Below are 24,652 nucleotides of genomic sequence, written 5' to 3' on the forward strand. Positions count from 1 at the left end.
AGATTTTCGTGTTAGAAAAGCGCTGGATTGTCGTCTTTTTATATAGGAACCTTTTAACAAGGAGAGGAGGGAGCGGATGGAGGACGATCAGATCGTCAAACTGTATTGGATGAGGGAGGAAAACGCGATACAGGAAACCAATGCGAAGTATGGCGCATACTGCTTTTCCATTGCAAATCATATTTTGTCCAATGTACAGGACTCGGAGGAATGCGTCAACGATACCTGGATGCGGGCTTGGAATTCGATGCCGCCCAAACGTCCGGATCGGCTGCGTTTATTTTTAGCAAGGATTACCAGAAATCTATCCTTTGACTGCTATAAGGCGAAAACAGCGAAGAAGCGGGGAGAAGGAGAGATCGCGGCGGCTTTAGAAGAGTTGGGAGACTGTATTTCTTCCCCTTTTGATGTGGAAGGGGAGACTTTGGCAAGAGAATTGGCGGAATGTGTGAATCGATTTTTGCACACACTTCCTCCAAGAGAATGCGATGTATTTCTTCAAAGATATTTCTATGTGGAGTCTGTCGCGGAGATTGGTGAATTTTATGATTTAAAGCCAGGGAACGTTTTGACGATATTGTCCCGAACCAGAAAAAAACTAAAGGAATATCTGGAAAAGGAGGGTTATGGATGGTGAAAAAAGAGGAACTCTTTGAAGCAATCGGCGGTGCGGATGACGAATTACTGGAGCGTGCGGAAAAAGGAAAGAAGCGGAGGAAGATTCGATGGGGATGGTGGGGCGTGGCCGCGGCTTGTTTTTGCATCGTCCTTACCAGCATCTTTTGGAAGCAGGAAGAGAATGGGCAGGGAATGAAAACCGTCTATGCAGCCGCGATTGCAGAGGCAAGCTATCCAGAGATGGCGACTTATCCCAATGAGATGGATTTTGTGGATAAGAGAACCGGTGATTTTGACGATGAGGGCTTTCGGGTTGTTTACGATAAGTGGAAAGCAGACCGGGACGCTCAGTTAAATCAACCGGAGGGATATGACGAACATTTGGATTCCTTTTTTGCAAAGACGATTCCGCAGTTTTTGTCTGGAGCAGAAGGCGAAAATAAAATCTATTCTCCGCTCAATGTATATCTGGCCCTCAGTATGCTGGCTGAATTGACGGACGGGGAGAGCAGAGAACAGATTTTAGAGGCGATAGGCGCGGATAGCATCGAGACGCTTCGCTCCCAGGTTTCCTCGGTTTGGAACGCCAATTACTGCAGAGACGGAGCAGTGACAAGCCTTCTTGCCAATTCTTTGTGGCTAAATCAGGATATCGCTTTCCGCCAGTCCACCATGGATATCTTGGCAAAACAGTACTATGCTTCTTCTTTTCAGGGAGAGATGGGAAGCGATGCCTTGAATCAGGCGCTGCAGACTTGGCTGAACGATCAGACCGGAGGGTTGTTAAAAGAGCAGGCGTCGGGGATGCAGCTCGATTCCTCTACGATTTTGGCTTTGGCTTCTACCATTTATTTTCAGGCCAAGTGGGACTGGGAGTTTTCGGAAGGAAATACAAAGGAAGATGTCTTCCATGCTCCGGATAAGGATGTAACCTGTGATTTTATGCATCAAAACGGCGAACGGAATTACTATTGGGGAGAAGGTTTTGCCGCAGTGCCTTTGAGGCTGGAAGAAAGTGGAAATATGTGGCTGATTCTGCCGGACGAGGGAGTTTCACCGGAAAGCCTGCTTTCCAGCGAGGCAGTTCAACAGCTCTTTTTATCCCAGGAAAAATCGGAGAATCAGAAGCATCTGATCGTAAACCTGGCGCTTCCTAAATTTGATGTGGCGTCGGATATGGATTTGATTTCCGGATTGAAGAAATTAGGAATCGCGAATGTATTTGATCCGGATATTTCTGATTTTTCTCCGATGACTTCGGATACGGATAAAATTTTTGTCTCCCAGGCCAAGCATGCGGCGCGGGTGATGATCGATGAACAGGGATGTACGGCTGCTGCCTATACGGTTATGGCGGTCTCCGGGGCCGGCATGCCGCCGGACGATGAGGTGGATTTTGTGTTGAACCGTCCATTTTTATTTGCCATCACCAGCGAAGCGGGCATGCCGCTTTTTGTTGGAATTGTGAATCAGCCGTGAGAAATCAGAATAGAGCAAGGAAGAAAAACGCCGTGGTGGAAAACTACGGCGTTTTTCTTCTTCAATAGGAAATTCCTTGTTGCTCGTATTTGCAAATCCGTTGGATGTATGCTAGAATAAAACCTGGAATAGGAGGTACTCATGAAAACCAAAGAGCACCGGATTCGGGAGATACGCTCAGGTTCAATCGGAGAAGAATTGGAGCTGGTTCCCGGTGATTTTGTTTTAGCTGTGAATGACCAGCAGCTAGAGGACGTCTTTGACTATGAATTTTTGTGCCGGGACGAATATGTGGAGCTTCTCATTCGAAAGCAGGACGGAGAAGAGATTCTCTATGAGATTGAAAAAGACGAAGAGGAAGATCTGGGAATCGTTTTTGATAACGGTTTGATGGATGAGTACCGCTCTTGCCGGAACCGATGTGTGTTTTGTTTCATCGATCAGATGCCAAAGGGGATGCGGGATACTCTTTATTTTAAAGATGATGACGCGCGCCTTTCCTTTTTGCAGGGAAATTATATTACGTTGACAAACCTGGATGAGTCGGATCTGGAACGGCTGATTCGCTATCGGATGGAGCCGATCAATATATCGATCCACACCATGAATCCGGAACTTCGCTGTGAGATGCTCCATAACCGTTTTGCCGGGGAAGCGTTGAAGAAGCTGGAACGGCTGTATAAAGCTGGATTGGAGATGAACGGGCAGATCGTGCTTTGCCCTGGATACAACGATGGGGAAGAACTGGATGCGACCATTGAGAAGTTGACCGCTTATCTTCCCTATATGAGGAGCGTTTCGGTTGTTCCCGTAGGTTTGACACGGTTCCGGGAGGGCTTGCCTCTTTTGCGTTCTGTTACGGCGAAGGAGGCGGAAGAGACAATTGAGCTTGTGGAGAAGTGGCAGAAAAAAATATATGGCGAAGCGGGAATTCATTTTATTCATGCCAGCGATGAATTTTATATTTTAGCTGGCCGGGAACTTCCGGAAGAAGATCGTTACGATGGATATTTGCAGTTGGAAAACGGCGTTGGAGCCATGCGGCTCCTTTGGGAGGAGTTTACTGCGGCATTGGAAGCGGAAGACGGCGCAGCGTTTTACGAAACCGTATCTGTGGCCACGGGGCGGCTGGCGGCGCCTTATATCGAACGGTTGGCCCGGCTGACTGAAACGAAATTTCCTGGATTAAACATACAGGTTTATCCAGTGAACAATGATTTTTTTGGCCATGAGATTACGGTGGCGGGACTTGTCACGGGGCAAGATCTGATCGCACAGTTGGCGGGAAAACCGCTGGGAGACAGGCTTCTTTTGCCGGTGACCATGCTGCGGAGCGGAGAGGAAGTTTTTCTGGATGATGTGACGGTTTCTGAGGTTCAGGAGGCTTTACAAGTATCCGTGAATATAGTAAAATCGAGCGGAGCCGATGTACTGGCGGCTTTTTTAGGGCGGGGGAATGTTCGAGATTTGAATTACCCCGGATATGAATGTAAGGAGTAAAAGATGAGTAGACCGATTGTGGCCGTGGTAGGCCGACCAAATGTGGGGAAATCGACGCTTTTTAACGTCTTGGCCGGAGAGCGCATCTCTATTGTGCAGGATACGCCGGGCGTTACGAGAGATCGCATTTATGCCGACTGCACCTGGCTAAATTATAATTATACCTTGATTGATACGGGAGGCATCGAACCGGACAGCCAAGACATCATTCTAAAGCAGATGCGGGAGCAGGCGGAGATCGCCATCGAGACCGCGGATGTGATTTTGTTTTTGACCGATGTTCGTCAGGGGCTGGTGGACGCGGATTCCAAGGTGGCCGACATGCTCCGCAAATCGGGGAAGCCGGTGATTCTTGTGGTAAATAAAGTGGATAGCTTTGAAAAATATATGCCGGACGTCTATGAATTTTATAATTTGGGAATCGGAGATCCAGTTCCGATTTCCGCGGCTTCCCGGCTTGGAATCGGAGACTTGCTTGATGTGGTAACAGAGCATTTTCAGAATCCAGATTTGGAAGAGACGGAGGACGACCGTCCCCGGATTGCCATTGTGGGCAAACCCAATGTGGGAAAATCTTCCATTGTAAACCGGATGGTCGGAGAAAATCGGGTGATTGTCTCCGATGTGGCTGGCACAACCAGAGATGCGATTGACACTACCGTGAGATATCATAAAAAGGAATATGTGTTGATTGATACGGCGGGGCTGCGCAGAAAGAGTAAAATTAAAGAGGAAATCGAGCGTTACAGTATTATCCGTGCCGTCAGCGCGGTGGAGCGGGCGGACGTGGTTCTGATGGTTATCGACGCTGCCGAGGGAATCAGCGAGCAGGATGCAAAGATCGCAGGTATCGCCCATGATCGGGGAAAAGGAATCCTGATTGTGGTAAATAAATGGGATCTGATCGAAAAAAACGACAAGACCATGAAGGAACAGAGCAACCGGATTCGGGAAGTGTTATCCTTCCTGCCTTACGCAGAGATTTTGTTTATCTCGGCGGAAACCGGGCAGCGTGTCGGTAAGCTGTTTGAGTACGTGGATATGATTCTGGCCAATCAATCCATGCGTGTGGCTACCGGAGTTCTAAATGAGATTATGACCGAGGCGGTAGCCATGCAGCAGCCGCCTTCCGATAAGGGAAAACGGCTGAAGCTTTATTATATTACCCAGGTAGGGGTAAAACCGCCGACCTTTGTGATTTTTGTCAATGATAAGGCGCTGATGCATTTTTCTTATACAAGATATATTGAAAATAAGATTCGCGAGGCCTTTGGTTTCCGTGGGACTTCGCTGAAATTTATCATACGGGAGAGGAAAGAGAAATAGGATGGAACGGATTCTTTGTCTTGCGATTGGTTATATTTGCGGATTATTTCAGACCGGTTATCTGTATGGACGGATGAACGGGATTGATATTCGGCAGTACGGAAGCGGAAATTCCGGCACGACCAACGCTCTTCGCGTTTTGGGAAAGAAAGCGGGAGCCATTGTTTTTTTGGGCGACGTGCTGAAAGTAGTGATTGCGACCTTGGTTGCCCATTTTATCCTGGGCGGAGGCGCGCTGCATGAGGGAAAAAGTCTGCTGTGGATGCTTTATGCCGGGTTTGGTGCGGTATTAGGCCATAACTATCCCTTTTACCTGAACTTTAAGGGAGGAAAAGGGATTGCGGTTACAGCGGGGATTATTCTGATGCTGGATTGGCGGATCACTTTGGTTTGCCTCGTTGCCTTCGTTGGAATTGTATTGGTAACCAGGTATGTTTCCGTAGGATCTCTTACGGTAGTCACACTGTTTTTCCTGCTTTGGGTGATCTTAGGGCAGACGGGAAATCTGGGATTGGACGCGTCGTATTTGCCGGAATCCTATGTGGTTGTGTTTTTGTGGGCGGCGTTGGCTTTCTGGCGCCACCGGGCTAATTTAGTGCGGCTGAAAAAGGGAACTGAAAATAAATTCGGATCGAAAAAGAAGGAGTAAAGTATGGCAAAAATCAGCGTATTTGGCGCAGGGACCTGGGGACTAGGGATTTCTATTTTATTACATAATAACGGACATTCGGTCACTGTTTGGTCAGCAGTACCGGCAGAGATAGAGATGCTTCGTAAGACCAAGGAACATAAAAATTTGCCAGGCGTAAAGATGCCGGAAGGACTTTGTTTTACCGACGATTTAGAGGAAGCCACAAGGGAGGCGGATCTGATGGTATTGTCGGTAGCTTCCGTTTATACCCGTGCTACGGCGAGACGCATGAAACCTTATATCAAGGAAGGACAGATTATCGTCAATGTGGCAAAGGGAATTGAAGAGGGGACGTTGGCGACGCTTCGGGATCAAATTGCGGAAGAAATTCCACAGGCGGATGTGGCGGTGCTTTCCGGTCCCAGCCATGCGGAGGAAGTCAGCCGGGGGATTCCTACCACTTGCGTAGCGGGGGCGACGACCCAAAAGACAGCAGAGACGATCCAAAATATATTTATGAGTCCGGTGTTTCGTGTCTACACCAGCCCGGACGTGCTGGGAATCGAACTGGGCGGAGCTTTAAAAAATGTAATTGCACTGGCTGCTGGCATTGCAGACGGCCTGGGATATGGGGATAATACGAAAGCTGCCTTGATCACGAGAGGTATGACGGAGATTGTCCGTCTGGGCATAGCTATGGGTGCCAAGGTGGAGACCCTTTACGGACTTTCCGGTATTGGCGATCTGATTGTAACCTGCGCCAGTATGCACAGCCGTAACCGAAGAGCCGGTATCCTGATGGGGAAGGGATATACCATGGAAGAGGCTATGAAAGAAGTCAAGATGGTCGTGGAAGGCGTTTACTCCGCAAAGGCCGCCAGAGCGCTGGCGGAGAAATACCAAGTGACCATGCCCATTGTGGAACAGGTAAACCAAATTTTATTTGAGGGAAAACCTGCGGCGCAGGCAGTAGAAGATTTGATGCTTCGAGATAAACGGATTGAACATCCAAGCCTACCCTGGGAGTAAACAGCGAAAGGAGTTTTTTCATGAAATTACGAAAGATGGTTGCCTGGCTGATGGCTTTTACGATGTGTATGGGGATTTTGGCAGGCTGCAAAGAGGATACGGGAGAGGCCGGAGAGAGCGCGGAGGCGACGGAGGCTGTGACAGAGGCACCTACCACAGAAGCGCCTACCACGGCGGCGGTACCGATCGAGGATCAGACTTTAATCGTCGGTTCCGGGGAGTTTCAACAGTTATTTATGCCGCTGTATGTTTCGGCGGAAGGCGATCAAACGGTAGTGGATTTGACGCAGGCAAAGCTTTTGACTTTGGCCAGAGATGGTTCTGTCGTTGCCAATGCGGCGTCCGGCGCAACTTTAAACTACAAGGGAAAAGATTATTCTTATACAGGGCTGGCAGATATTTCCGAGGCCTATGACGAGGCGTCCAATATCACCACCTATACGGTAAAGCTAAAGGATGGTGTGTACTTTTCCGATGGGACGGCCATGACGGCTGACGATATCATTTTCACGTATTACGTACTCTGCGATGCTTCCTATGATGGCAATCTGCCGATAAAGGCGCTGGGAATCCTTGGCGTGGAGGCATACCAGAAAAACAACTCCGCGGCTCCCGGGGTATCGGTAAGCGGCGAAGAAATTTCCGCTGCCTTGGAAGCCCCTAGTGAGGAACTGAAAAATACGATTATAGAAAGTATTACAAGGCCGGTACTTCAGGAAGAGCGCGCCTGGTGCGAGGCGAATTGGGAAAAGTATCGGGAGCGGGGCTACGGAGAATCCGCAGAGGCATTTTTTATCACCTTGTATACCGCCTCTGTTGACAGCGCTTACAATGCGGAAGGGAAGAGCTTTGACGATATTGTCAACGATACGGTGAATCTGTACGGGATGAACTATACGCATCTGGCGAAAAACTATCAGGGAGATCCGACGTATTTTGATGCGAAAGTTCACGATATCACCTACAATTTCCTGCTAAATGGAAAAATGCAGGCGGCGGGCGGCACGGAAGTGCCGAACATTGAGGGAATCCGGAAGGTAGACGGTTTAACGGTGACCATCTCGGTTTCTGGTTATGATCAGCAGAAAATCTACCAATTGTTTGACGTGCCGGTATTGTCTTTGGATTACTATGGGGAATCGGCCAGTTACAATTACGACGAGAATCGGTTCGGCTTTTTGCGGGGTGATCTCGAACTGTTTGGAATCAAAGCAAAAGCAGCGGCGCCGATGGGAGCCGGCCCTTACCAGTTTGTAAAGCTGGAAAATGATACGGTATACTTGGAAGCAAATCCATTTTATTATAAGGGAGTCCCGGCCACACCCTACGTTCAGGTAAAGAACGTGGAGGAAGAGATTCGAGCCGCCTCTGTGATGCAGGGAAAGATTGATCTGGCGGTGTCCAGCCTCACGTCTTCCACGTTGACGCAGGCGGGAGCAGGGGAGGTCTGGGACGCTGTGCTGGCTGGCGTACCTTATTATAGTTATATCGGCATGAACGCTTCGGCGATCAAAGTGGGAGCGGAGCTTGATTCGGAGCAGAGCGTTGCGCTCCGCACGGCGCTGGCGCTCGTCTTAGCGGCAAATCGGGCGGAAATGAGCAGTTCTCTAGGGGAATCTGCAAAAGTTCTTCAGTACCCGGCGTTAGACGGTTCCTGGACGGTTTTAACGGAAGGGCAGGAAGGGTTTAAGGAAGCGTATTCCTTGAAAACAGATGGCAGTCCGATTTTCACTGCGGATATGACGCCGGAGGCGAGAACGAGCGCTGCGGTGGAGGCGGCCAAGGAACAGTTGAGGCTGGCCGGCTTTACCTATGATGAAGCGACGGGGATGTTTACCGCGGCTCCGGAGGGCGCGAAGTTAACCTATCAAATTCTAGTGCCCCCTTATTTTTCCGGGGATAATCCGATGACTGCGCTTTTAAATCGGGCTAACGAGACGCTAAATACAGTGGGAATGGGATTAGAAATAGTCGCTTTGGATGACAGCGATGACTTTAACAATCAGATGGCGTCCGGCGCTCAGGAACTCTGGTGCGCAGAGCGTGTGGTTGGGATGGAGCCGGATCTTTTTGCTTGCTATCACAGTGGGAACGGTTACAATTATTATGGCGCCCATGGAGATATCGACAATTTGATTGCAGAGGCGGAACGGACGAGTGATTTTGCGGCGAGAAGGAGCCTTTATCAGCAATGCTATGATCGCGTTTTAGCCTTGGGGCTAGAGGTCCCTTATTATCAGCGGCAGAGAGCTACTCTTTTCCATATTGGAAAGATCGAGGCAGGGTCTTACGCGGGCGCTTATACTACGGCTTATAGCTGGATGGAGGATGTGCATCTTATTTCGCTCACGCCGAAGGCATAAGAAGAGACAAGAGCAGAAAAAACGAACAAGGGATGGGAGAATGAAAAACGATAAGCATGTGAGCACGTTAAAGCAGGTGGAACAAAAACGAACGGATGGCTTGCGGTATGTGTTCTATGGACTTCAGGTCGGCCTTTTGGCCGGCCTGGTTGCTATTTTTTATCGGCTTCTTTTGGGAAAAGCCGAGGACGCGCTATTTTTTGTGGTACATTGGATTTCAGGGAATCCGCTTCGCATAGGAGGATGGTTTCTCTGTTTGATTCCTCTGGGGCTTATTGTTGGGCTCATTGCAAAATGGGAACCGATGTCGGCGGGCAGCGGGATTCCTCAAGTATCCGGCGAGATGCGGGGTCATCTGAATCCGGTTTGGTGGAGAGTGTTGCTGGCAAAGATTTCTGGAGGCTCTCTGGCAATTCTAGGCGGACTGTCTTTGGGGCGAGAAGGCCCTTCCATTCAGTTGGGCGCCATGGCCGCCAAAGGGATTGCGAAGGAGTTTCGGCTGGATGGCACGATGGAACGCAATCTGATTTCCTGCGGCGCTGGGGCTGGGCTTGCCGCTGCTTTTAATGCACCGTTAGCAGGGATTTTATTTGTCTTAGAGGAAATTCATCGGACGTTCGACCGGCGGGTTTTGGCCATGGGATTGGTGGCCGCGGTGGTAGCGGACTACCTTTCCAAGCTGGTATTTGGCCAGTCCACGATTTTTTCCTATGAGAGTCCGGTAATGAATTTGAAAAACTATTGGTTACTGGTGATTCTCGGTATTCTTTTGGGTGTGGCTGGAGTGGTATACAACCTCGTCATGGTTAAGGGACAGGACTGGTTCGGACGTCTGAAAAAAATTCCGCAGCCGGTAAAGGTAATGATTCCTTTTTTGATAGCCGGCGTATTGGCCGTTTATCTGCCGGAAGTACTGGGCGGCGGTCATGCTATGGTAGAATTGCTGACGGCGGAGCAAATACCAGGTCTTTCTGTGCTAGTTTTACTGCTTCTGGCGAAGTTCTTGTTTTCCGTGGTCAGCTTTGGCTCTGGGGCGCCAGGTGGGATTTTCTTTCCGCTTCTGATTTTAGGGTCTTATATTGGCGCGATCTTTGGCAGTATTGTGGTTCCTCTGCTGGGACTTCCAGAAGATTTGATACAAAAGTTTATTATTTTGGCCATGGCAGGCATTTTTGCTTCCATTGTCCGTGCTCCCATCACAGGAATTGTTTTGATTGCGGAGATGACGGGAAGCATGACGAGCCTCATTGATATCGTGGTAGTCAGCATGATTTCTTATCTGGTCGCGAATTTGCTTGGGAACCCTCCGATCTATGCGACGCTTTTGGAACGGATTTTGGCAAAGCAGCCTCAACCGCCGGAAGTGGAAGAAGGAGCGGAAAAGCTTTTGACATCGTATATTGTACCGGTGGGAAGTCCGGCAGAAGGGCGGGCGATCCGGGATATTCCTTGGCATAAAAATTGTCTGGTGGCTTCTATTATCCGCGAAGGCCGGACGTTAACCCCCAAGGGCGATACCGTAATTGAATCGGGGGATGAGTTATTGATCTTGATCGCCCGGCTAAGTTTTGCGGATGACAGTACGTTTATTGATCGTCTGATATACGGCGACAGTGAAGAGTAAAAAATTGGGAAATTTTGAAAGAGATTTCTCCTAATAGATAAAGAAAAAAGGCATAGACATCCCCCCTCCCGTATATATTTATACCAGTATATATGAGGGGGGTTTTGTATGGACAGTTTTCACGTTTATAAAGATATACAGGCTCGGACCGGCGGGGAAATCTATATCGGAGTGGTCGGGCCGGTACGGACGGGAAAGTCCACATTTATCAAGCGGTTTATGGAATTGCTTGTGCTTCCGTCCATGGAGGACGAACCAGAGCGCGAGCGGACCAGAGATCAGATGCCGCAGAGCGCCGCGGGGCGGACGATTATGACCACAGAGCCTAAATTTATCCCAAAGGATGGGGCTGCCGTTAAAATTGAGGGAGAGATTCAGGCGAAGGTGCGTCTCATCGACTGCGTTGGATATATGGCGGAGGGAGCGGCGGGCCATGAAGAAAACGGCGAAGAACGGATGGTCCGGACACCCTGGTTTGACTATGAGATTCCATTTACAAAGGCGGCGGAGATCGGAACCAGGAAGGTAATTGCCGATCATTCCACCATTGGTATCGTGGTAACTACCGACGGCTCTTTTGGCGAGTTGCCGCGGGAGGCTTATCTAAATGCAGAGGAAAAAACAGTCCGTGAGTTAAAGGAACTGGGAAAACCTTTTGTGGTGCTTTTGAATTCTTCGAAGCCTTATTCGGAAGAAACTGCTTCTCTGGCTGCCTCCCTATTGGAAAAATACGGCGTTCCAGTGCTGCCGGTCAGCTGTGAGCAATTAAAGGCGGAGGATATTAAGAAGATATTGGAGGCCGTGTTGTTGGAATTCCCTGTGGCAATGCTGGCATTCCATATTCCGAAATGGATGGAATTACTTCCGATTTCCCATCCCTTGAAACAAAAAGTGACTGGATACTGCCGGGATATTTTAGACAAAGTGACGGAAATGGGGGATGTAGCGGGCTCTTGCCCGGAGATCTCCGATGAAGATATTCTTGGTATCGCGGTCAAAGATGTATCGATGTCAGATGGCAGCGTCCACTATGATATAAACGCGGAGGCTGGATGTTATTATCGGATACTCAGCGAATTTGCAGGGATTCCCATTGACGGAGAACAGCAGTTGATCCGCACGTTAAAAGAACTTTCCGGAAAACGGGAAGAATATGACCGGATTCAGGGGGCTATGGAAGAGGTCCGTTACAAGGGATATGGCATCGTGATTCCGGGGCGCAGTGAAATTAAGCTGGAAGAACCGGAAATCGTCAAGCAGGGAAGTAAATTTGGAGTTCGGATGCGGGCTTCGGCACCCTCGATTCATATGATTCAGGCGGAAATCCAGACGGAGATCTCTCCTCTGGTCGGAAGCGAAGAGCAGGCCGGCGATCTGGTTCAATACATAAAAGATGCGGAAAATCAGAGCGAAGAAGGAATTTGGGATACCAATATTTTTGGCAAGTCCATTGGGCAGATCGTTGGCGACGGTATCCAGTCAAAGACGTCGGGTATGAGTGAGGACTGCCAGCAGAAACTGCAAAAAGCGCTTCAGAAGATTGTAAATACGAACAGCAATGGGATGATCTGTATTGTTCTGTAAGGGGATGAGTAAAAAATCCGTGGGCAAATAAAGGCCTGCGGATTTTTTTGTTTCATTGCCTGTGCATTAAGACTCGTTTAGGATTATCTTAGGAATTAAGTAATTCAATCATAAAGTTTACAATGTCTTTTTACGGTAGAATCATTACAATAAAGGGACATTTTTTTGTCCAAAGAAGGGAGCAAATAGATTTATGGACAAAAGAAACATTCAGCACGGGCAAAGAAACAGGCGAGGACAAAAAAGATGGACGCATAAAATGATCATTTTTGTTTTTGGTTTCATTCTTATTACAACCGTTCTTTTTTTCGTTATAAGCAACAGCGCTTCTGAAAAGGTTTTGTCAGTCCGTCCTACGGATCGTCAACCGGGTATGACGAGAAGCAATGGCGTACCAGAGAGTAAAACACAAAAGAGTAATTTACAAGCTTCCGGTAAGAATCCGGAATGGAATTTGACCTTGGTAAATAAAGAGCACCCTATTCCAGACGACTATGAGATAAACCTTGTGGAGGTTGCTGGTGGAGAAATGGTTGATGAGCGTATTTACGAGCCACTCATGGAAATGCTGGAAGCCGCAAAAGAGGGAAACTGGTATCAATTGCCTAAGGTAGTATCCGGATACCGGACGCAAGAAAAACAGCAAGAGCTGTATGACGAAAAAATTGCTAAATATAAACGAGAAGGATATTCAGATGAGGAAGCCGTCCGGCAAGCAGAACAATGGGTTGCGGTTCCAGGATACAGTGAACATCAGTTGGGATTTGCAGTAGACATCAATGGAGCCACCTACGATCTTTATGTTTGGCTTCAAGAAAACAGTTATAAATATGGATTTATTTTCCGCTATCCTGGCAGTAAAACCAATCTTACGGGTACGGCGGAAGAAGTGTGGCATTACCGATATGTTGGTGTTGAAGCCGCGACAGAGATGTATGAGCAGGGACTTTGCTTGGAAGAGTATTTAGAAAAGAAAAATCTATGAAATGCTGGCATTCGTGTTCTGGTGTTTATACTTTTTTCTACCGGGTTGACAGGACTATGAGCCGTCCCTATAATGAAGACAGATCGCTTCTAAGGGGTGGCCTTAAAATCTGTACGGCCAGAAGCGCTCGGCGGGAGGAAGAAAAGGAGAACGTATGAAGTTAATGAGCACGAAAAACTGGGGCTGGATGGGCGTTGGAACATTGCTCTATGTAGTAGGAATCAACCTTTTTATTGTTCCTTATGGCTTTTATACCGGAGGTTTGATGGGAATCAGCCAGCTGATTCGAACTTTGGTGATCGATATCTTTCAGATTCCCTTCGGAAGCTTTGATTTTGCCGGGATTATTTTGTACCTCTTCAATATTCCAATCTACATTTTTGCTTACCGAAATATTGGAAAACGCTTCTTTTTTAGCAGTTTGATCTGTACAACGTTGATGACCGTGCTTTTTTCCATGGTTCCGATTCCCACGTCCCCTTTATTTGGCGAGGATGCTTTAGCTTCTTGTATCATCGGAGGATATCTGGCCGGATATGGCGTCGGTTTAGTTCTGCGGGCGGGAACGTCGGCAGGCGGATCGGAGATGGTTGGCTTGATGGTCATTCGGAAAAAGAAAGATTTCAGCATCGGCCGGTTTAATTTAGGGATTAATCTAGTGGTATATTTGTGCTGTCTGTTCTTTTTCGACATCAAGGTGGTTCTTTATTCCATTATTGCGGCGGTTGCCAGTTCTCTAGCGATTGACAAAATCCATACCCAGAACATTGATGTGGAAGTGCGTGTGATTACGAAAAATTTTGACAAGGCAATGAAAGATGAAATCATGCGGACCATGGGCCGTGGTATTACCGTAATGCCCGCGGAGGGAGCTTATACAGGGAAGAAAGCGGAAGTGCTCTATATCTTAGTTTCAAAATATGAAGTAAACCAACTGCACCATATTGTTTCCCGCTATGATCCGGAAGCCTTTTTTGTGGTCAATGAGCGCGTGCAGATATACGGAAATTATACAAAAAAATTGGATGGTTGATTTTGGTTGAACCCTTCGCTATCCTGTGATAAACTAGGATTAAATCCATACCTGCAGTAAGTCGGCAAGTTATCGCAGATATGCGCAGGAAAATAGACAAGTAAAGGAGAAGAATAAATGGCTATACCAACTCCTCACAATGCAGCGGCGGCAGGCAGCATCGCGAAAACCGTATTGATGCCCGGCGATCCGCTTCGGGCAAAATTTATCGCGGAAACATATCTGGAAAATCCGGTGCAATTTAATGCCGTTCGAAATATGTTTGGGTATACGGGCACGTATCAGGGAAAGACAGTTTCTGTCATGGGAAGCGGCATGGGAATGCCCTCCATCGGAATCTATTCCTATGAACTCTATCATTTCTATGATGTGGATAATATTATTCGAATCGGGTCGGCAGGCGGCTTATCTGACGCGGTGAAACTGAGAGATGTAGTGATTGGCATGGGGGCCTGTACCAACTCCAATTATGCGTCTCAATATCACTTGCCTGGCACCTTTGCTCCCATTGCGGATTTTGGCCTTCTCCGAAAGGCTGTAGAGGCTGCGGAAGCCCAGGGAACCCATACGGTTGTGGGGAATATTCTTTCTTCAGATACCTTCTATACGGCGGACGATGGTTTCAACGACGCCTGGAAACGGATGGGAGTAACCTGTATTGAGATGGAGGCGGCCGCTCTCTACATGAATGCGGCTTATGCCGGGAAAAAGGCTCTCTGCATTTTGACGATCTCGGATCATCTCTATTCAGGAGAGGCATTGTCCGCAGAAGAACGACAAACCTCCTTCCGCGAGATGATGGAAATTGCTTTGGCTTTGGCTTGATGGAGAACCTTATGTATGTAAAGATATTTACCGACGGGGCTGCCAGGGGAAATCCTGACGGCCCCGGAGGTTATGGCGCGGTAATCCAATATACCAATGGGAACGGCCAGTTATTTGAAAAAGAACTTTCCGGAGGTTTTGTCCGGACGACTAATAACCGGATGGAGCTGATGGCGGCTATTGCGGCTTTGGAAGCCTTGAATCGTCCCTGCGTTGTAGACCTTTTTTCTGATTCCTCCTATCTGGTAAATGCGTTTAACCAGCATTGGATTGATGGTTGGAAAAAGGCAAACTGGCGGAAGGGGCGAAACAATGAAGTAAAGAATATTGATCTCTGGGAACGGCTTTTAGCCGCGGCGGCTCCCCACCGAATCACTTGGAACTGGGTCAAGGGCCATGCGGGTCATCCGGAAAATGAAAGATGCGATTCTCTGGCTACGGGAGCCGCTGACGAGGGGCCGCTCCAGGTGGACCCTGGAATATCATAGAAAAGAGGTAAAAGCTGGATGAAACGGGCGGTAATCTTTGATCTGGATGGAACCCTTCTGAATTCCCTAGGAGATTTGACTTCTGCCGCCAATGCTGCGATGCGAAGTCATGGATTTCCGGAGCATTCATTGGAGAATGTACGGCGTTTTGTGGGAAACGGCGTCCCGATGCTGATTCACCGGGCGGTTCCGGAAGGAACTTCCCCGGAGGAAGAAGCCAGGTGTCTGAGCGAATTTCGTTCTTATTATTCCGAACACATGGTGGATCAAACGGTTCCCTACCCCGGCATTTTAGCGCTTTTAGAAGAGTTGAAGGAACGAGGGTTTCTTTTAGCCGTGGTTTCCAATAAATTTGAACTGCTAGTCCAGAAACTATGCCGGCATCTGCTTTTCGGCTGTCTGGATGCAGCGGTGGGAGATCGGGAAGGTTTTCAAAAAAAGCCCGCGCCGGATAACCTGCTCCGTTGTATGGATTTGCTGCAGGTAAAGCCGGAAGAAGTGATTTATGTGGGAGATTCTCCGACGGACATCGAAACGGCGGAAAATACCGGAGTGGACTTTATTGGCGTTCTTTGGGGATTTCGGGATGAGTGGGAAATGAGAGAAGCGACGACTGCACCCATGGCAAAGACAGCGGAAGAGTTGAAGTCTTTGATTGTAGATTTCCAGGAAGGGCGAAAGGATTCTGGACAATAAAAAGGAAGGATTTAGAAGAGGAGGAACTATGAAAACATCGATGACAAGAGAGCAGGCTTGGGAATTGCTTACAAAATACAATAAAGATGAATTTCATTTGAAACATGCCCAGGTAGTGGAAGCTGTGATGAAGTACTGGGCAAAAGATCTGGGCTATGACCCGGAAGAAGTTGCGTTTTGGGGAATCGTCGGCCTGCTTCATGATTTGGATTTTGAGATGTATCCGGAGGAGCACTGTGTAAAATCCCAGGAGATTATGCGAGAGGCCGGAGTAGACGAGGAAATTATTCATGGAACGGCAAGTCATGGATATGGTTTGACCGTAGATATAAAGCCAGAACATCCCATGGAGAAAGTTCTCTACGCAGTAGACGAGCTGACGGGATTGATCGGAGCGGTGGCCATCATGCGTCCGTCGAAGAGCATGATGGATTTGGAAGTGAAATCTGTCAAAAAGAAATTTAAGACTCCCAGTTTTGCGGCCGGTTGTTCAAGGGAAGTCATCCAAAATGGTGTGGAAATGATGGGAAGTACCCTGGAAGAGGTAATCCAGAAGACCATTTTGGCCTTGCGAGAGCTGGAGCAGGAAAAGGGAATCGTATAATCGAGGACAGAACATCCGGGGAAAGCCGCTTATCTTGCATTTTGGATAGGCGGTATTTTTTTCATGGGAAATTCTTTCTTAATATAAGAGGAAGTGTTATGCTAAAGGACAAAGAGATACGGGAGCCTTTATTTGAATTTTTGGATGAGACCTTTGGAAAAGTCCGCATCATCGAAGAAAAAACCATCGGAAGATCAAGGGCGGACGTGCTGATGGTTATGGAGAATGCGCTTGTCGGGATTGAGATCAAAAGCGATGCGGATACCTATGAACGATTAGCGCGTCAGGTTCGGGACTACAATTCTTTTTTTGACTATAATATCGTAGCCGTTGGGACTTCCCATGCCGCCCATATTGCAGAGCATGTCCCGGATTGGTGGGGGATCATCACAATTGAAGAAATCGATGGAAAAGCAGATTTTTATTACTACCGGAAGATACAGCCAAATCCCAAGGCCATTGACCAAAAGAGACAGTTAGGATTTTTATGGAGGCCGGAATTAGCGCATATCCAAGAACAAAATGGGCTGGCAAAGTATCAAAGACAGAGTAAGCGCTTTGTTATCGGAAAGATCTTGGAAGAGGTAGAAGAGGCTACGCTGAAAAGACAGATCTGCGAAGAATTGTTTGAGCGGGATTACAATGAAATTGCAGAGAAGATTGCAGATTTCAAAAAAAGTAAAAGAAACACTGGAAAAAAATTTTAAAAACTGTTAGTATATCCTACGTTACCCTTTTTGTGTTTTAGGAGGAAATGTTACATATGTGTAAAAAACGAAAACTTTTATTTGCCCCAACAGATATGACACAGGGAACCCCCTGGAAAAAAATTGTGGCATTTATGATTCCGATGTTAGTGGGAAATATCGCGCAACAGCTTTATAATACGGTAGACAGCATTGTTGTCGGTCAATATGTCGGCGACAACGCCCTGGCGGCTGTGGGAAGCGCAGGACCGATTTTAAATCTGCTCTTGGTTTTATTTATCGGAATTTCCGTGGGAGCCGGAATTATGGTTTCCCAGTATTTTGGAGCCAAAAACAGAGAAGAGCTTTCTCGGACCATCGGCTGCTGTATTACGCTGACAGCGATTTCTTCTCTTATTTTGATGGTAGTGGCTCCTCTGGTGTCCAGGCCGATTTTAAAACTTCTGCATACGCCGGACACGCTGATTGATTGGTGTGTATCCTATCTGGTAATTATTTTTGTGGGAATTGCCGGGATGGCTTACTACAATATTCTAAGCGGCATTTTGCGTGGATTGGGCGATTCCATATCCGCGCTTCTTTACTTGCTGGTCGCTACAGTTTTAAATATCGTGCTCGATATTTTATTTGTGACCGAGTTCCATATGGAAGTTGCCGGCGTGGCTTTGGCGACGGTGATCGCGCAGGCAGTTTCCTCTGTGCTTTGCATTTTAAAGCTGGCACGTATGAAAGATATTTTTGATTTGAAGTTAAAATACCTGAGGCCCATGCGCAAGCATACGGGGACCATTATTCGTCTAGGTCTTCCTTCTGGATTGACGCAGATGATTCTCTCGATGGCTATGATTTTGGTCCAGTCTCTTTCCAACCGCTTTGGCGAGATGTTTATCGCCGCCAATGTCATTGTGATGCGTGTGGATGGCTTTGCGATGATGCCAAACTTTTCTTTTGGAACGGCCATGACCACCTACGCGGGACAAAATGTCGGCGCACGGCGGTATGACCGGGTTCAGCAAGGGGCAAAGCAGGGAACGTTGATTGCCGTAGGGGTATCTACGGCGATCACCGCCTTAATCCTGATTTTTGGAAAAGGATTGATGGGCATTTTTACGGACACGGCGGAGTTGGTAGACTTAAGCCGATATATGATGGGAATTTTAGCGGCAGGCTACATTGCCATGGCGGTAACCCAGAGTTTATCCGGAGTAATGAGGGGCGCGGGCGACTCCATGACGCCCATGTGGATTTCCCTGGCGACGACCGTAGCGATCCGTATCCCGATTGCTTATGGGATTTCCTGGATGACGAGAACGGAAGAGCTGCCTTTTGGACGGAGCGAATGCGTATTTGTATCGCTTCTGATCTCCTGGGTGCTGGGCGCGATCATTACAGCCATTTGTTATCGGATCGGAAAGTGGAAGACAAAAGCGTTGGGAGATTGACCGAAATTTCCCTTGCGAAATGAAACCACTTATGATAACATAAAAGCTAGTTGTTATGCCGGGATTCCGTAGGTTTCCCGGCATTCGAACGGATCAGAAAATATACGACTTAGGAGGCAAACTCGTGAAAAAATACGGTGTAAACGAACTCCGAAAAATGTTTTTGGACTTTTTCGCCAGCAAAGGACATCTGTGTAAGAGCAGTTATTCCTTGATTCCTCATAATGACAATAGCGTTCTGCTGATTCCGGCAGGCATGGCTCCTTTAAAGCCTTATTTTACCGGGCAGGAAGTGCCGCCATGCACCAGAATGGCCACCTGCCAGAAGTGCATCCGCACGGGCGATATCGAGAATGTAGGAAAGACTGCCCGTCACGGCACGTTTTTTGAGATGCTTGGAAACTTTTCTTTCGGCGACTATTTCAAACGGGAAGCTTTGGCCTGGTCTTGGGAATTCTTAACCGAGGTGGTTGGCCTTGACCCGGAGCGTCTGTACCCTTCGGTATATGAGGAGGACGACGAAGCTTTTGAGATCTGGAATAAGGAGATCGGTATTCCAGCAGAGCGGATTTTCCGTTTTGGAAAAGAGGACAACTTCTGGGAGCACGGCGCCGGTCCCTGCGGCCCTTGCTCGGAGATCTATTACGACCGGGGAGAAAAGTATGGCTGCGGAAAGCCTGGCTGTACGGTGGGATGTGAATGCGACCGCTATATGGAAGTATGGAACGATGTGTTCACCCAGTTTGACGGCGACGGCAAGGGCAATTATGTGGAATTGGAAAAAAAGAACATTGATACCGGTATGGGACTGGAGCGTTTGGCTGTGGTCGTACAGGATGTGGATTCCATCTTTAATGTGGATACGATCCGCGCTCTGCTGGATCAGGTCTGTGAGCTGGCCCATGTGAAATACAATGAAAACCATGAGACAGACATTTCGCTGCGTTTGATCACCGATCATATCCGTTCCGTTACGTTTATGGTTTCCGATGGCATTCTGCCTTCGAATGAAGGGCGTGGCTATGTGCTTCGCCGTTTGCTGCGCCGTGCGGCCCGTCATGGCCGTCTGCTTGGCATTGAAGGCAAGTTCCTTACTACCCTCAGCAAGAAAGTGATTGAGGTATCGAGGGACGGATATCCGGAGTTGGCAGAAAAGGAAGTTTTTATCTTCAATGTAATTAACGAAGAAGAAGAGAAGTTTAATAAGACGATCGACCAGGGCCTTTCTATTTTAGCGGAGATGGAATCCGCTATGGTGAGCGAAGGAAAGAAAACGCTTTCCGGCGGCGATGCTTTTAAACTGTATGATACCTATGGCTTTCCTTTGGATTTGACCAAAGAAATCTTGGAGGAAAAGGGCTTTGATGTGGATGAGGATGGTTTTGCCGCTTCCATGAAAGAGCAGAAAGAAAAGGCCCGCGCTGCCAGAAAGACGACCAATTATATGGGAGCGGACGTGACGATTTATCAGTCCATCGATCCGACCCTGACTTCCGTATTCACCGGATATGACCGGCTGGAAGACGATTCGGAAATCGTGGTTCTGACTACGGAGGAAGAGTTAGTACAAGCGTTAACCGACGGACAGACTGGTACGATTCTGACAAAAGAAACTCCATTTTATGCTACCAGCGGAGGTCAGCAGGCGGATACCGGCGTGATTACCCTGGCCGATGGCAGTACTTTTGAAGTGGAAGATACCATCAAACTTCCCGGCGGGAAGATCGGCCATGTAGGCAAAGTGGTTTCCGGTATGTTGAAACTGGGCGATTTGGTTCATTTAACCGTTGATGCAGGGAAGCGCCAGGCTGCCGGAAAAAATCATAGTGCGACCCATCTGCTGCAAAAAGCGCTCCGGATGACTCTCGGCAGTCATGTAGAGCAGGCTGGTTCTTACGTGGATGCGGAGCGGCTTCGTTTTGACTTTACCCATTTTACTGCCATGACGCCGGAAGAGTTGGAAAAGGTAGAAAAGATCGTAACCGAGGAGATTTTGGCGGATTTGGAAGTGAACACTCAGATTATGAGTTTGGAAGAGGCCAAAAAGACCGGCGCGATGGCATTGTTTGGTGAAAAATATGGCGATGAAGTGCGAGTTGTATCCATGGGGGATTTTTCCACAGAACTTTGCGGAGGAACCCATGTAAAAAATACCGGCGATATCAACTGCTTTAAGATCATCTCGGAATCTGGCGTGGCGGCTGGCGTGCGCCGGATCGAAGCGCTGACTTCGACCGGATTGCTGGCCTACTATGCGGAGATGGAAAAGCGTTTCAATCAAGCGGCGCAGATGGCAAAATCCACACCAGCCAATTTGGAAGCGCGGATTCATCAGATGAACGAGGAACTAAAAGCCCTTCAGTCGGAGAATGAAAAGTTAAAGAACCAGATGGCGAAAGACGCTCTCGGCGATGTGATGAACCAGGTTCAGGAGATCTCTGGCTTAAAAGTTCTGGCATCGAAGCTGGAAGGGGTGGACATGAACGAATTGAGAAACCTTGGCGACCAGCTAAAAGAAAAACTGGGCCAAGGGGTTGTCGTTCTGGCGTCCTCGAAAGACGGAAAGGTCAACCTGATCGCTATGGCTACCGAGGAAGCTCAAAAGAAGGGCGCCCATGCCGGCAATTTGATCAAGGCGATTGCAGGCGAAGTTGGCGGCGGCGGCGGCGGCCGGCCTGGCATGGCTCAGGCGGGAGGAAAAAATCCCTCCGGAATCGACAATGCTTTGGCAAAAGCGCTGGAGACCGTGGCAAGCCAAGTAGGTTAAGGGAATGAAAAAAATTAAGAAAAATAAAAGGAAAAAGGGATTGGCAAATGTATTGTCAATCCCTTTTTTATTTCATAGGAAATTCCTTTAGATTGTCTGCTTCCTACATCCATTCGTTCTCTGCAAAGCGGTCTTTCCAAAAATCAAAATCTTTTTTCCAATATTCCAATTCCAATTCCCACTGTTCCCCAATCGTCATAACGGCGCCATCTGACTCATATTTCGGCCATTGAGGAATGGAGGGGGTATTGGGATCCCCCGTTGTGGCAAAAGCGGCCCACACGTCCATCATCTGAGAGGAGAGATGCTTTGGCGCTCCCTCTGGAATCAGATTTCCAAAGACGTAATTGCAGGGAGCTCCATGAAGGGCGCGCCATCCCTCTTTGGGATCACGGAGGCAGAAGGCAAACTCATAAACCGGGATGTGAGAACAGCAAGCGCGTCCAATCCATTCGCCGCCTAGACGCAGGCCCAACTGATTATGAACCGTCATATAAGCCTCTTTTGGCGTCAGTTCTGGATGCAGGCTGCGGAATTGCTCTACGTCGGATTCTGTGACCTGCTTATCCTGATTCTTCTGAATGACAGCGATTTTGGTTTCCGCTTCGTCCATCTTTAGAAACATCTGATCGTATTCCCCTTCGCTGCCGCCGATCATTAAGGCCTGGACTTTAAATTCTCCGTTTACCAAACGTTTGAATGCTTCCTTGCTGACGGTCCATTCATCCTGAACCGGGGAAAAGAGTTTGCTTGCTTTGCTGCCGCCATAGCGGAAGCCGAAGAGCTTCTTTTGAGCCTCCAGAATCTGATCTGTAGACAGCTTCAAGGCTTCTTCCAAGCTCGATACGCCAGCCAATTCAAAGAATTTACGGCTAATTTCCTCGCTGGTATCCAGAGCAACGGTACCCAGATCCGTCATGTAAGAGCTTTGGCAAATGGCTTTCTGAAAATAGTCCTCTGCCTCAGGGATCACCAATAAATGACTGATTGCATTAGAACCGGCAGAATGGCCGTATAGGGTGACATTGTCCGGATCGCCTCCAAAGGCCTGGATATTTTTATTGGTCCACTTTAAAGCGGCAATCAGATCGAGAAGCGCCAGATTGTTGCTGTATTTGTAGGATCCATCTGGATCCAAACTGCTCAGGTTCAGGCTTCCTAGAACTCCTAAGCGATAGTTAGGCGCTACAACGATCAACTCCGGGTGGGCTTTCACCAATTTTTCCGGCAGATTGAGCCTTTTATAATTATAGCCCACGATATAAGCTCCGCCGTATACCCAGAATAAAACGGCTTTCTTTGGCGTTTTCAGGTCTGCTGTCCAAATATTCAAGTTCAGGCAGTCTTCCGATGTGGGGACGTTGAGAAAATCCCCGTTTCTCTTGGCAAAAAAGGGATCTGGTTCTGCTTGAATCGGAGCAGGGCCATAGGCTTTTGCCTCCAAGGTTTCTGAAAAAGGAGAAAGCAGTTCGGGAAGCTGCCAGCGCTTCGCCCTGGCAAAGGGGATATTTAAAAAGGTGAAAACGCTTTCATTTCCCTGAAATCCTTCTATTGTCCCACAGGGAGCAGTCACAACTGCAGTGTTGCTCATAAAAATCTCATTCCTTTCCTATCAGATCGGGAGCATTCCGGTTACGACCATAAAGGCCAGCATCAAAAGGCTGAAACCATAAATCGGTACCAGAGAATATTTCAAATGATCTTTCATTTCAACGCCGCCGGCTAAGCTTAAAGCCAGATAAGGGGAGGCGTTAAACAGATTCAGATTGGCGCTGATGACACCGGTTGCAAAGATGGCGCCCATAACCTGAACAGGCGTAAAGCCCAGATTCAAGCTGGTGACAATCGGAATGATAGCAGGAAGCACCACAGAGTTCTTGGTTCCGCCGATCGTAATGGACAGAAGCATACTGAGGATGCAGAGAACAAACGGAAGATGAGCCAGAAGGCTGGCGTTTGAGGTACCTGCAATCAGATTTGCCAATTCGTTCAGGGCTTCGGTTCCCTGGTTTACGCCAACCAGTACGGCAACACCGAGCATGGTAAACGCCATATTCATTGCCTGGGAAGAGTGGCGCTTCAGGTATTCGCCACGTTCCTTAGCGGAATGATAGTTGACCATCAGCAGGACAACATATCCGAAAGCAAATCCAAGATTCGAGCTGACTTTGCCGGCCAGCAAAGCGACCAGAAGAATTACGGTAAACACACCGTCAAAGATAGCAATACCTTTTCCAAAAGGCAATTCCAGAGGCTGATTCAGCTCTTGTTTCAACTGATCAAACTCTTCTTTGCTCATACCAGCGCCCTTTTTCTTTTCGATGATAGAGACGGGGATGCAGAGCAGCAGAACACAGATAATGCTGAAAATGATCAGCGGACGCAGGAACAGGAATACATCATAAACGTCAACGCCGACATAGGAGGACGCTTCATTGATTCCCGGAGCCCAAGGCATCAGACAAATAACGCCCGATGCAATGCTCTGAATCAAAAGCAGAGCAGGCATCCGAATCTTTTGCTTTTCAAAAACCGGACGCATGGTGGGCAGCGTACAGAGCGCGCAGGTGGCGCCGGATCCGCTGAGCTGACTCGCCATGGCCAGAACAGCCGTTACCAGCATGGAACCCAGAATACTGTTTCCAAGGAACCGCATAATAAATTTAATCAGAGCTTTAAAGATACCTGCTTCGGTCAGGATTCCGAAATACAGTACTGCAAATACCATGAGGAACAAGGTTCCGGAAACGGACTTTAAACCATTTCCGATGAATCCATTCACCTCTTTCAGGCCGAATCCCATTAAAAGGGCGGCAATGATCGGAACTCCGGTCATGATCACGCCTGGACTGGCCGGTGATTTGAAAATCAGCACGATGATTGCCAGCAGCATGATAAGGGTAATGATGACATTGACTGACATAGTTTTCTCCTCCATCTTTTCATTTAGT

19 protein-coding genes and 1 pseudogene are annotated in these 24,652 nt (G+C 48.1%); 18 read left to right on the forward strand and 2 right to left on the reverse strand.

Annotated elements, in window-relative coordinates; all coding sequences use genetic code 11:
* The first annotated feature begins 76 nt into the window (after nt 1-76).
* The 18 genes and pseudogenes from ACCC71_RS07140 to alaS all read left to right on the forward strand — a co-directional run bounded on the left by ACCC71_RS07140 (nt 77) and on the right by alaS (nt 21,701).
* Nucleotides 77-637 (forward strand): RNA polymerase sigma factor, encoded by a 561-nt coding sequence (locus ACCC71_RS07140; protein ID WP_434311730.1) that lies wholly within the window; start codon nt 77-79, stop codon nt 635-637.
* The gene (locus ACCC71_RS07145; RefSeq protein ID WP_434311731.1) at nt 631-2,097 is read left to right on the forward strand and encodes a serpin family protein; all 1,467 of its coding nucleotides are present in this window, start codon (nt 631-633) and stop codon (nt 2,095-2,097) included. Before ACCC71_RS07140 ends, ACCC71_RS07145 begins: the two co-directional genes overlap by 7 nt.
* Nucleotides 2,098-2,238: 141 nt before the next feature.
* Nucleotides 2,239-3,597 carry a DUF512 domain-containing protein gene (locus tag ACCC71_RS07150; protein WP_434311732.1) on the forward strand — a complete coding sequence of 453 codons (1,359 nt, stop codon included), beginning with the start codon at nt 2,239-2,241 and terminating at the stop codon, nt 3,595-3,597.
* A 3-nt stretch (nt 3,598-3,600) separates the two neighbouring features.
* Nucleotides 3,601-4,923, forward strand: a complete 1,323-nt coding sequence (gene der / locus ACCC71_RS07155) for a ribosome biogenesis GTPase Der (protein ID WP_434311733.1) — start codon at nt 3,601-3,603, stop codon at nt 4,921-4,923.
* A gap of 1 nt (nt 4,924) precedes the next feature.
* Nucleotides 4,925-5,572 (forward strand): glycerol-3-phosphate 1-O-acyltransferase PlsY, encoded by a 648-nt coding sequence (plsY, locus tag ACCC71_RS07160; RefSeq protein WP_434311734.1) that lies wholly within the window; start codon nt 4,925-4,927, stop codon nt 5,570-5,572.
* 3 nt (nt 5,573-5,575) lie between these two features.
* Nucleotides 5,576-6,583, forward strand: coding sequence for an NAD(P)H-dependent glycerol-3-phosphate dehydrogenase (locus ACCC71_RS07165; protein ID WP_434311735.1), 1,008 nt, complete (start codon nt 5,576-5,578; stop codon nt 6,581-6,583).
* Nucleotides 6,584-6,603: 20 nt separating this feature from the next.
* Nucleotides 6,604-8,946, forward strand: a complete 2,343-nt coding sequence (locus ACCC71_RS07170; protein ID WP_434311736.1) for an ABC transporter substrate-binding protein — start codon at nt 6,604-6,606, stop codon at nt 8,944-8,946.
* A 40-nt stretch (nt 8,947-8,986) separates the two neighbouring features.
* Nucleotides 8,987-10,570: a ClC family H(+)/Cl(-) exchange transporter gene (locus tag ACCC71_RS07175; protein WP_434311737.1), complete on the forward strand. Its 1,584-nt coding sequence runs from the start codon at nt 8,987-8,989 to the stop codon at nt 10,568-10,570.
* A gap of 108 nt (nt 10,571-10,678) precedes the next feature.
* Nucleotides 10,679-12,154: a stage IV sporulation protein A gene (gene spoIVA / locus ACCC71_RS07180; RefSeq protein ID WP_434311738.1), complete on the forward strand. Its 1,476-nt coding sequence runs from the start codon at nt 10,679-10,681 to the stop codon at nt 12,152-12,154.
* Between the two features lie 442 nt (nt 12,155-12,596).
* Nucleotides 12,597-13,139 (forward strand): annotated as a pseudogene (locus tag ACCC71_RS07185) (M15 family metallopeptidase); the annotation flags it as partial.
* A 154-nt stretch (nt 13,140-13,293) separates the two neighbouring features.
* Complete coding sequence (locus tag ACCC71_RS07190) at nt 13,294-14,172, forward strand: YitT family protein (RefSeq protein WP_434311739.1); 879 nt, start codon at nt 13,294-13,296, stop codon at nt 14,170-14,172.
* A gap of 117 nt (nt 14,173-14,289) precedes the next feature.
* Nucleotides 14,290-14,997, forward strand: coding sequence for a purine-nucleoside phosphorylase (gene deoD / locus ACCC71_RS07195; RefSeq protein ID WP_434311740.1), 708 nt, complete (start codon nt 14,290-14,292; stop codon nt 14,995-14,997).
* An 11-nt stretch (nt 14,998-15,008) separates the two neighbouring features.
* Nucleotides 15,009-15,485 carry a ribonuclease HI gene (rnhA, locus tag ACCC71_RS07200; RefSeq protein WP_434311741.1) on the forward strand — a complete coding sequence of 159 codons (477 nt, stop codon included), beginning with the start codon at nt 15,009-15,011 and terminating at the stop codon, nt 15,483-15,485.
* A gap of 18 nt (nt 15,486-15,503) precedes the next feature.
* The gene (locus tag ACCC71_RS07205; protein ID WP_434311742.1) at nt 15,504-16,181 is read left to right on the forward strand and encodes an HAD family hydrolase; all 678 of its coding nucleotides are present in this window, start codon (nt 15,504-15,506) and stop codon (nt 16,179-16,181) included.
* 28 nt (nt 16,182-16,209) lie between these two features.
* Nucleotides 16,210-16,785 (forward strand): hydrolase, encoded by a 576-nt coding sequence (locus tag ACCC71_RS07210; RefSeq protein ID WP_434311743.1) that lies wholly within the window; start codon nt 16,210-16,212, stop codon nt 16,783-16,785.
* 98 nt (nt 16,786-16,883) lie between these two features.
* Nucleotides 16,884-17,492: a sce7726 family protein gene (locus ACCC71_RS07215; RefSeq protein ID WP_434311744.1), complete on the forward strand. Its 609-nt coding sequence runs from the start codon at nt 16,884-16,886 to the stop codon at nt 17,490-17,492.
* A 56-nt stretch (nt 17,493-17,548) separates the two neighbouring features.
* Entirely contained in the window at nt 17,549-18,934 is a 1,386-nt protein-coding gene (locus ACCC71_RS07220; protein WP_434311745.1) for an MATE family efflux transporter, read from the forward strand.
* A 157-nt stretch (nt 18,935-19,091) separates the two neighbouring features.
* On the forward strand, nt 19,092-21,701 hold the full coding sequence (gene alaS / locus ACCC71_RS07225; protein WP_434311822.1) for an alanine--tRNA ligase: 2,610 nt from the start codon (nt 19,092-19,094) through the stop codon (nt 21,699-21,701).
* 103 nt (nt 21,702-21,804) lie between these two features.
* Here alaS and ACCC71_RS07230 read toward each other — a convergent pair whose 3' ends face one another.
* Nucleotides 21,805-23,292, reverse strand: a complete 1,488-nt coding sequence (locus ACCC71_RS07230) for a carboxylesterase family protein (RefSeq protein ID WP_434311746.1) — start codon at nt 23,290-23,292, stop codon at nt 21,805-21,807.
* Between the two features lie 21 nt (nt 23,293-23,313).
* Complete coding sequence (locus tag ACCC71_RS07235; RefSeq protein ID WP_434311747.1) at nt 23,314-24,624, reverse strand: SLC13 family permease; 1,311 nt, start codon at nt 24,622-24,624, stop codon at nt 23,314-23,316.
* Nucleotides 24,625-24,652 lie beyond the last annotated feature (28 nt).

The organism is Hominifimenecus sp. rT4P-3, from assembly GCF_051055405.1.
Taxonomy (GTDB): Bacteria; Bacillota; Clostridia; order Lachnospirales; family Lachnospiraceae; genus Pseudolachnospira.

Bases quoted from the DNA above. Each gene is read 5' to 3' on its own strand.
- ACCC71_RS07215 (WP_434311744.1), top strand. From the start codon at position 16,884: ATGCTAAAGGACAAAGAGATACGGGAGCCTTTATTTGAATTTTTGGAT.
- ACCC71_RS07165 (WP_434311735.1), top strand. From the start codon at position 5,576: ATGGCAAAAATCAGCGTATTTGGCGCAGGGACCTGGGGACTAGGGATT.
- ACCC71_RS07175 (WP_434311737.1), top strand. From the start codon at position 8,987: ATGAAAAACGATAAGCATGTGAGCACGTTAAAGCAGGTGGAACAAAAA.
- ACCC71_RS07210 (WP_434311743.1), top strand. From the start codon at position 16,210: ATGAAAACATCGATGACAAGAGAGCAGGCTTGGGAATTGCTTACAAAA.
- ACCC71_RS07205 (WP_434311742.1), top strand. From the start codon at position 15,504: ATGAAACGGGCGGTAATCTTTGATCTGGATGGAACCCTTCTGAATTCC.
- ACCC71_RS07150 (WP_434311732.1), top strand. From the start codon at position 2,239: ATGAAAACCAAAGAGCACCGGATTCGGGAGATACGCTCAGGTTCAATC.
- plsY (WP_434311734.1), top strand. From the start codon at position 4,925: ATGGAACGGATTCTTTGTCTTGCGATTGGTTATATTTGCGGATTATTT.
- deoD (WP_434311740.1), top strand. From the start codon at position 14,290: ATGGCTATACCAACTCCTCACAATGCAGCGGCGGCAGGCAGCATCGCG.
- ACCC71_RS07190 (WP_434311739.1), top strand. From the start codon at position 13,294: ATGAAGTTAATGAGCACGAAAAACTGGGGCTGGATGGGCGTTGGAACA.
- ACCC71_RS07140 (WP_434311730.1), top strand. From the start codon at position 77: ATGGAGGACGATCAGATCGTCAAACTGTATTGGATGAGGGAGGAAAAC.
- alaS (WP_434311822.1), top strand. From the start codon at position 19,092: ATGTTTTTGGACTTTTTCGCCAGCAAAGGACATCTGTGTAAGAGCAGT.
- spoIVA (WP_434311738.1), top strand. From the start codon at position 10,679: ATGGACAGTTTTCACGTTTATAAAGATATACAGGCTCGGACCGGCGGG.
- der (WP_434311733.1), top strand. From the start codon at position 3,601: ATGAGTAGACCGATTGTGGCCGTGGTAGGCCGACCAAATGTGGGGAAA.
- ACCC71_RS07170 (WP_434311736.1), top strand. From the start codon at position 6,604: ATGAAATTACGAAAGATGGTTGCCTGGCTGATGGCTTTTACGATGTGT.
- ACCC71_RS07230 (WP_434311746.1), bottom strand. From the start codon at position 23,292: ATGAGCAACACTGCAGTTGTGACTGCTCCCTGTGGGACAATAGAAGGA.
- rnhA (WP_434311741.1), top strand. From the start codon at position 15,009: ATGTATGTAAAGATATTTACCGACGGGGCTGCCAGGGGAAATCCTGAC.
- ACCC71_RS07220 (WP_434311745.1), top strand. From the start codon at position 17,549: ATGTGTAAAAAACGAAAACTTTTATTTGCCCCAACAGATATGACACAG.
- ACCC71_RS07145 (WP_434311731.1), top strand. From the start codon at position 631: ATGGTGAAAAAAGAGGAACTCTTTGAAGCAATCGGCGGTGCGGATGAC.
- ACCC71_RS07235 (WP_434311747.1), bottom strand. From the start codon at position 24,624: ATGTCAGTCAATGTCATCATTACCCTTATCATGCTGCTGGCAATCATC.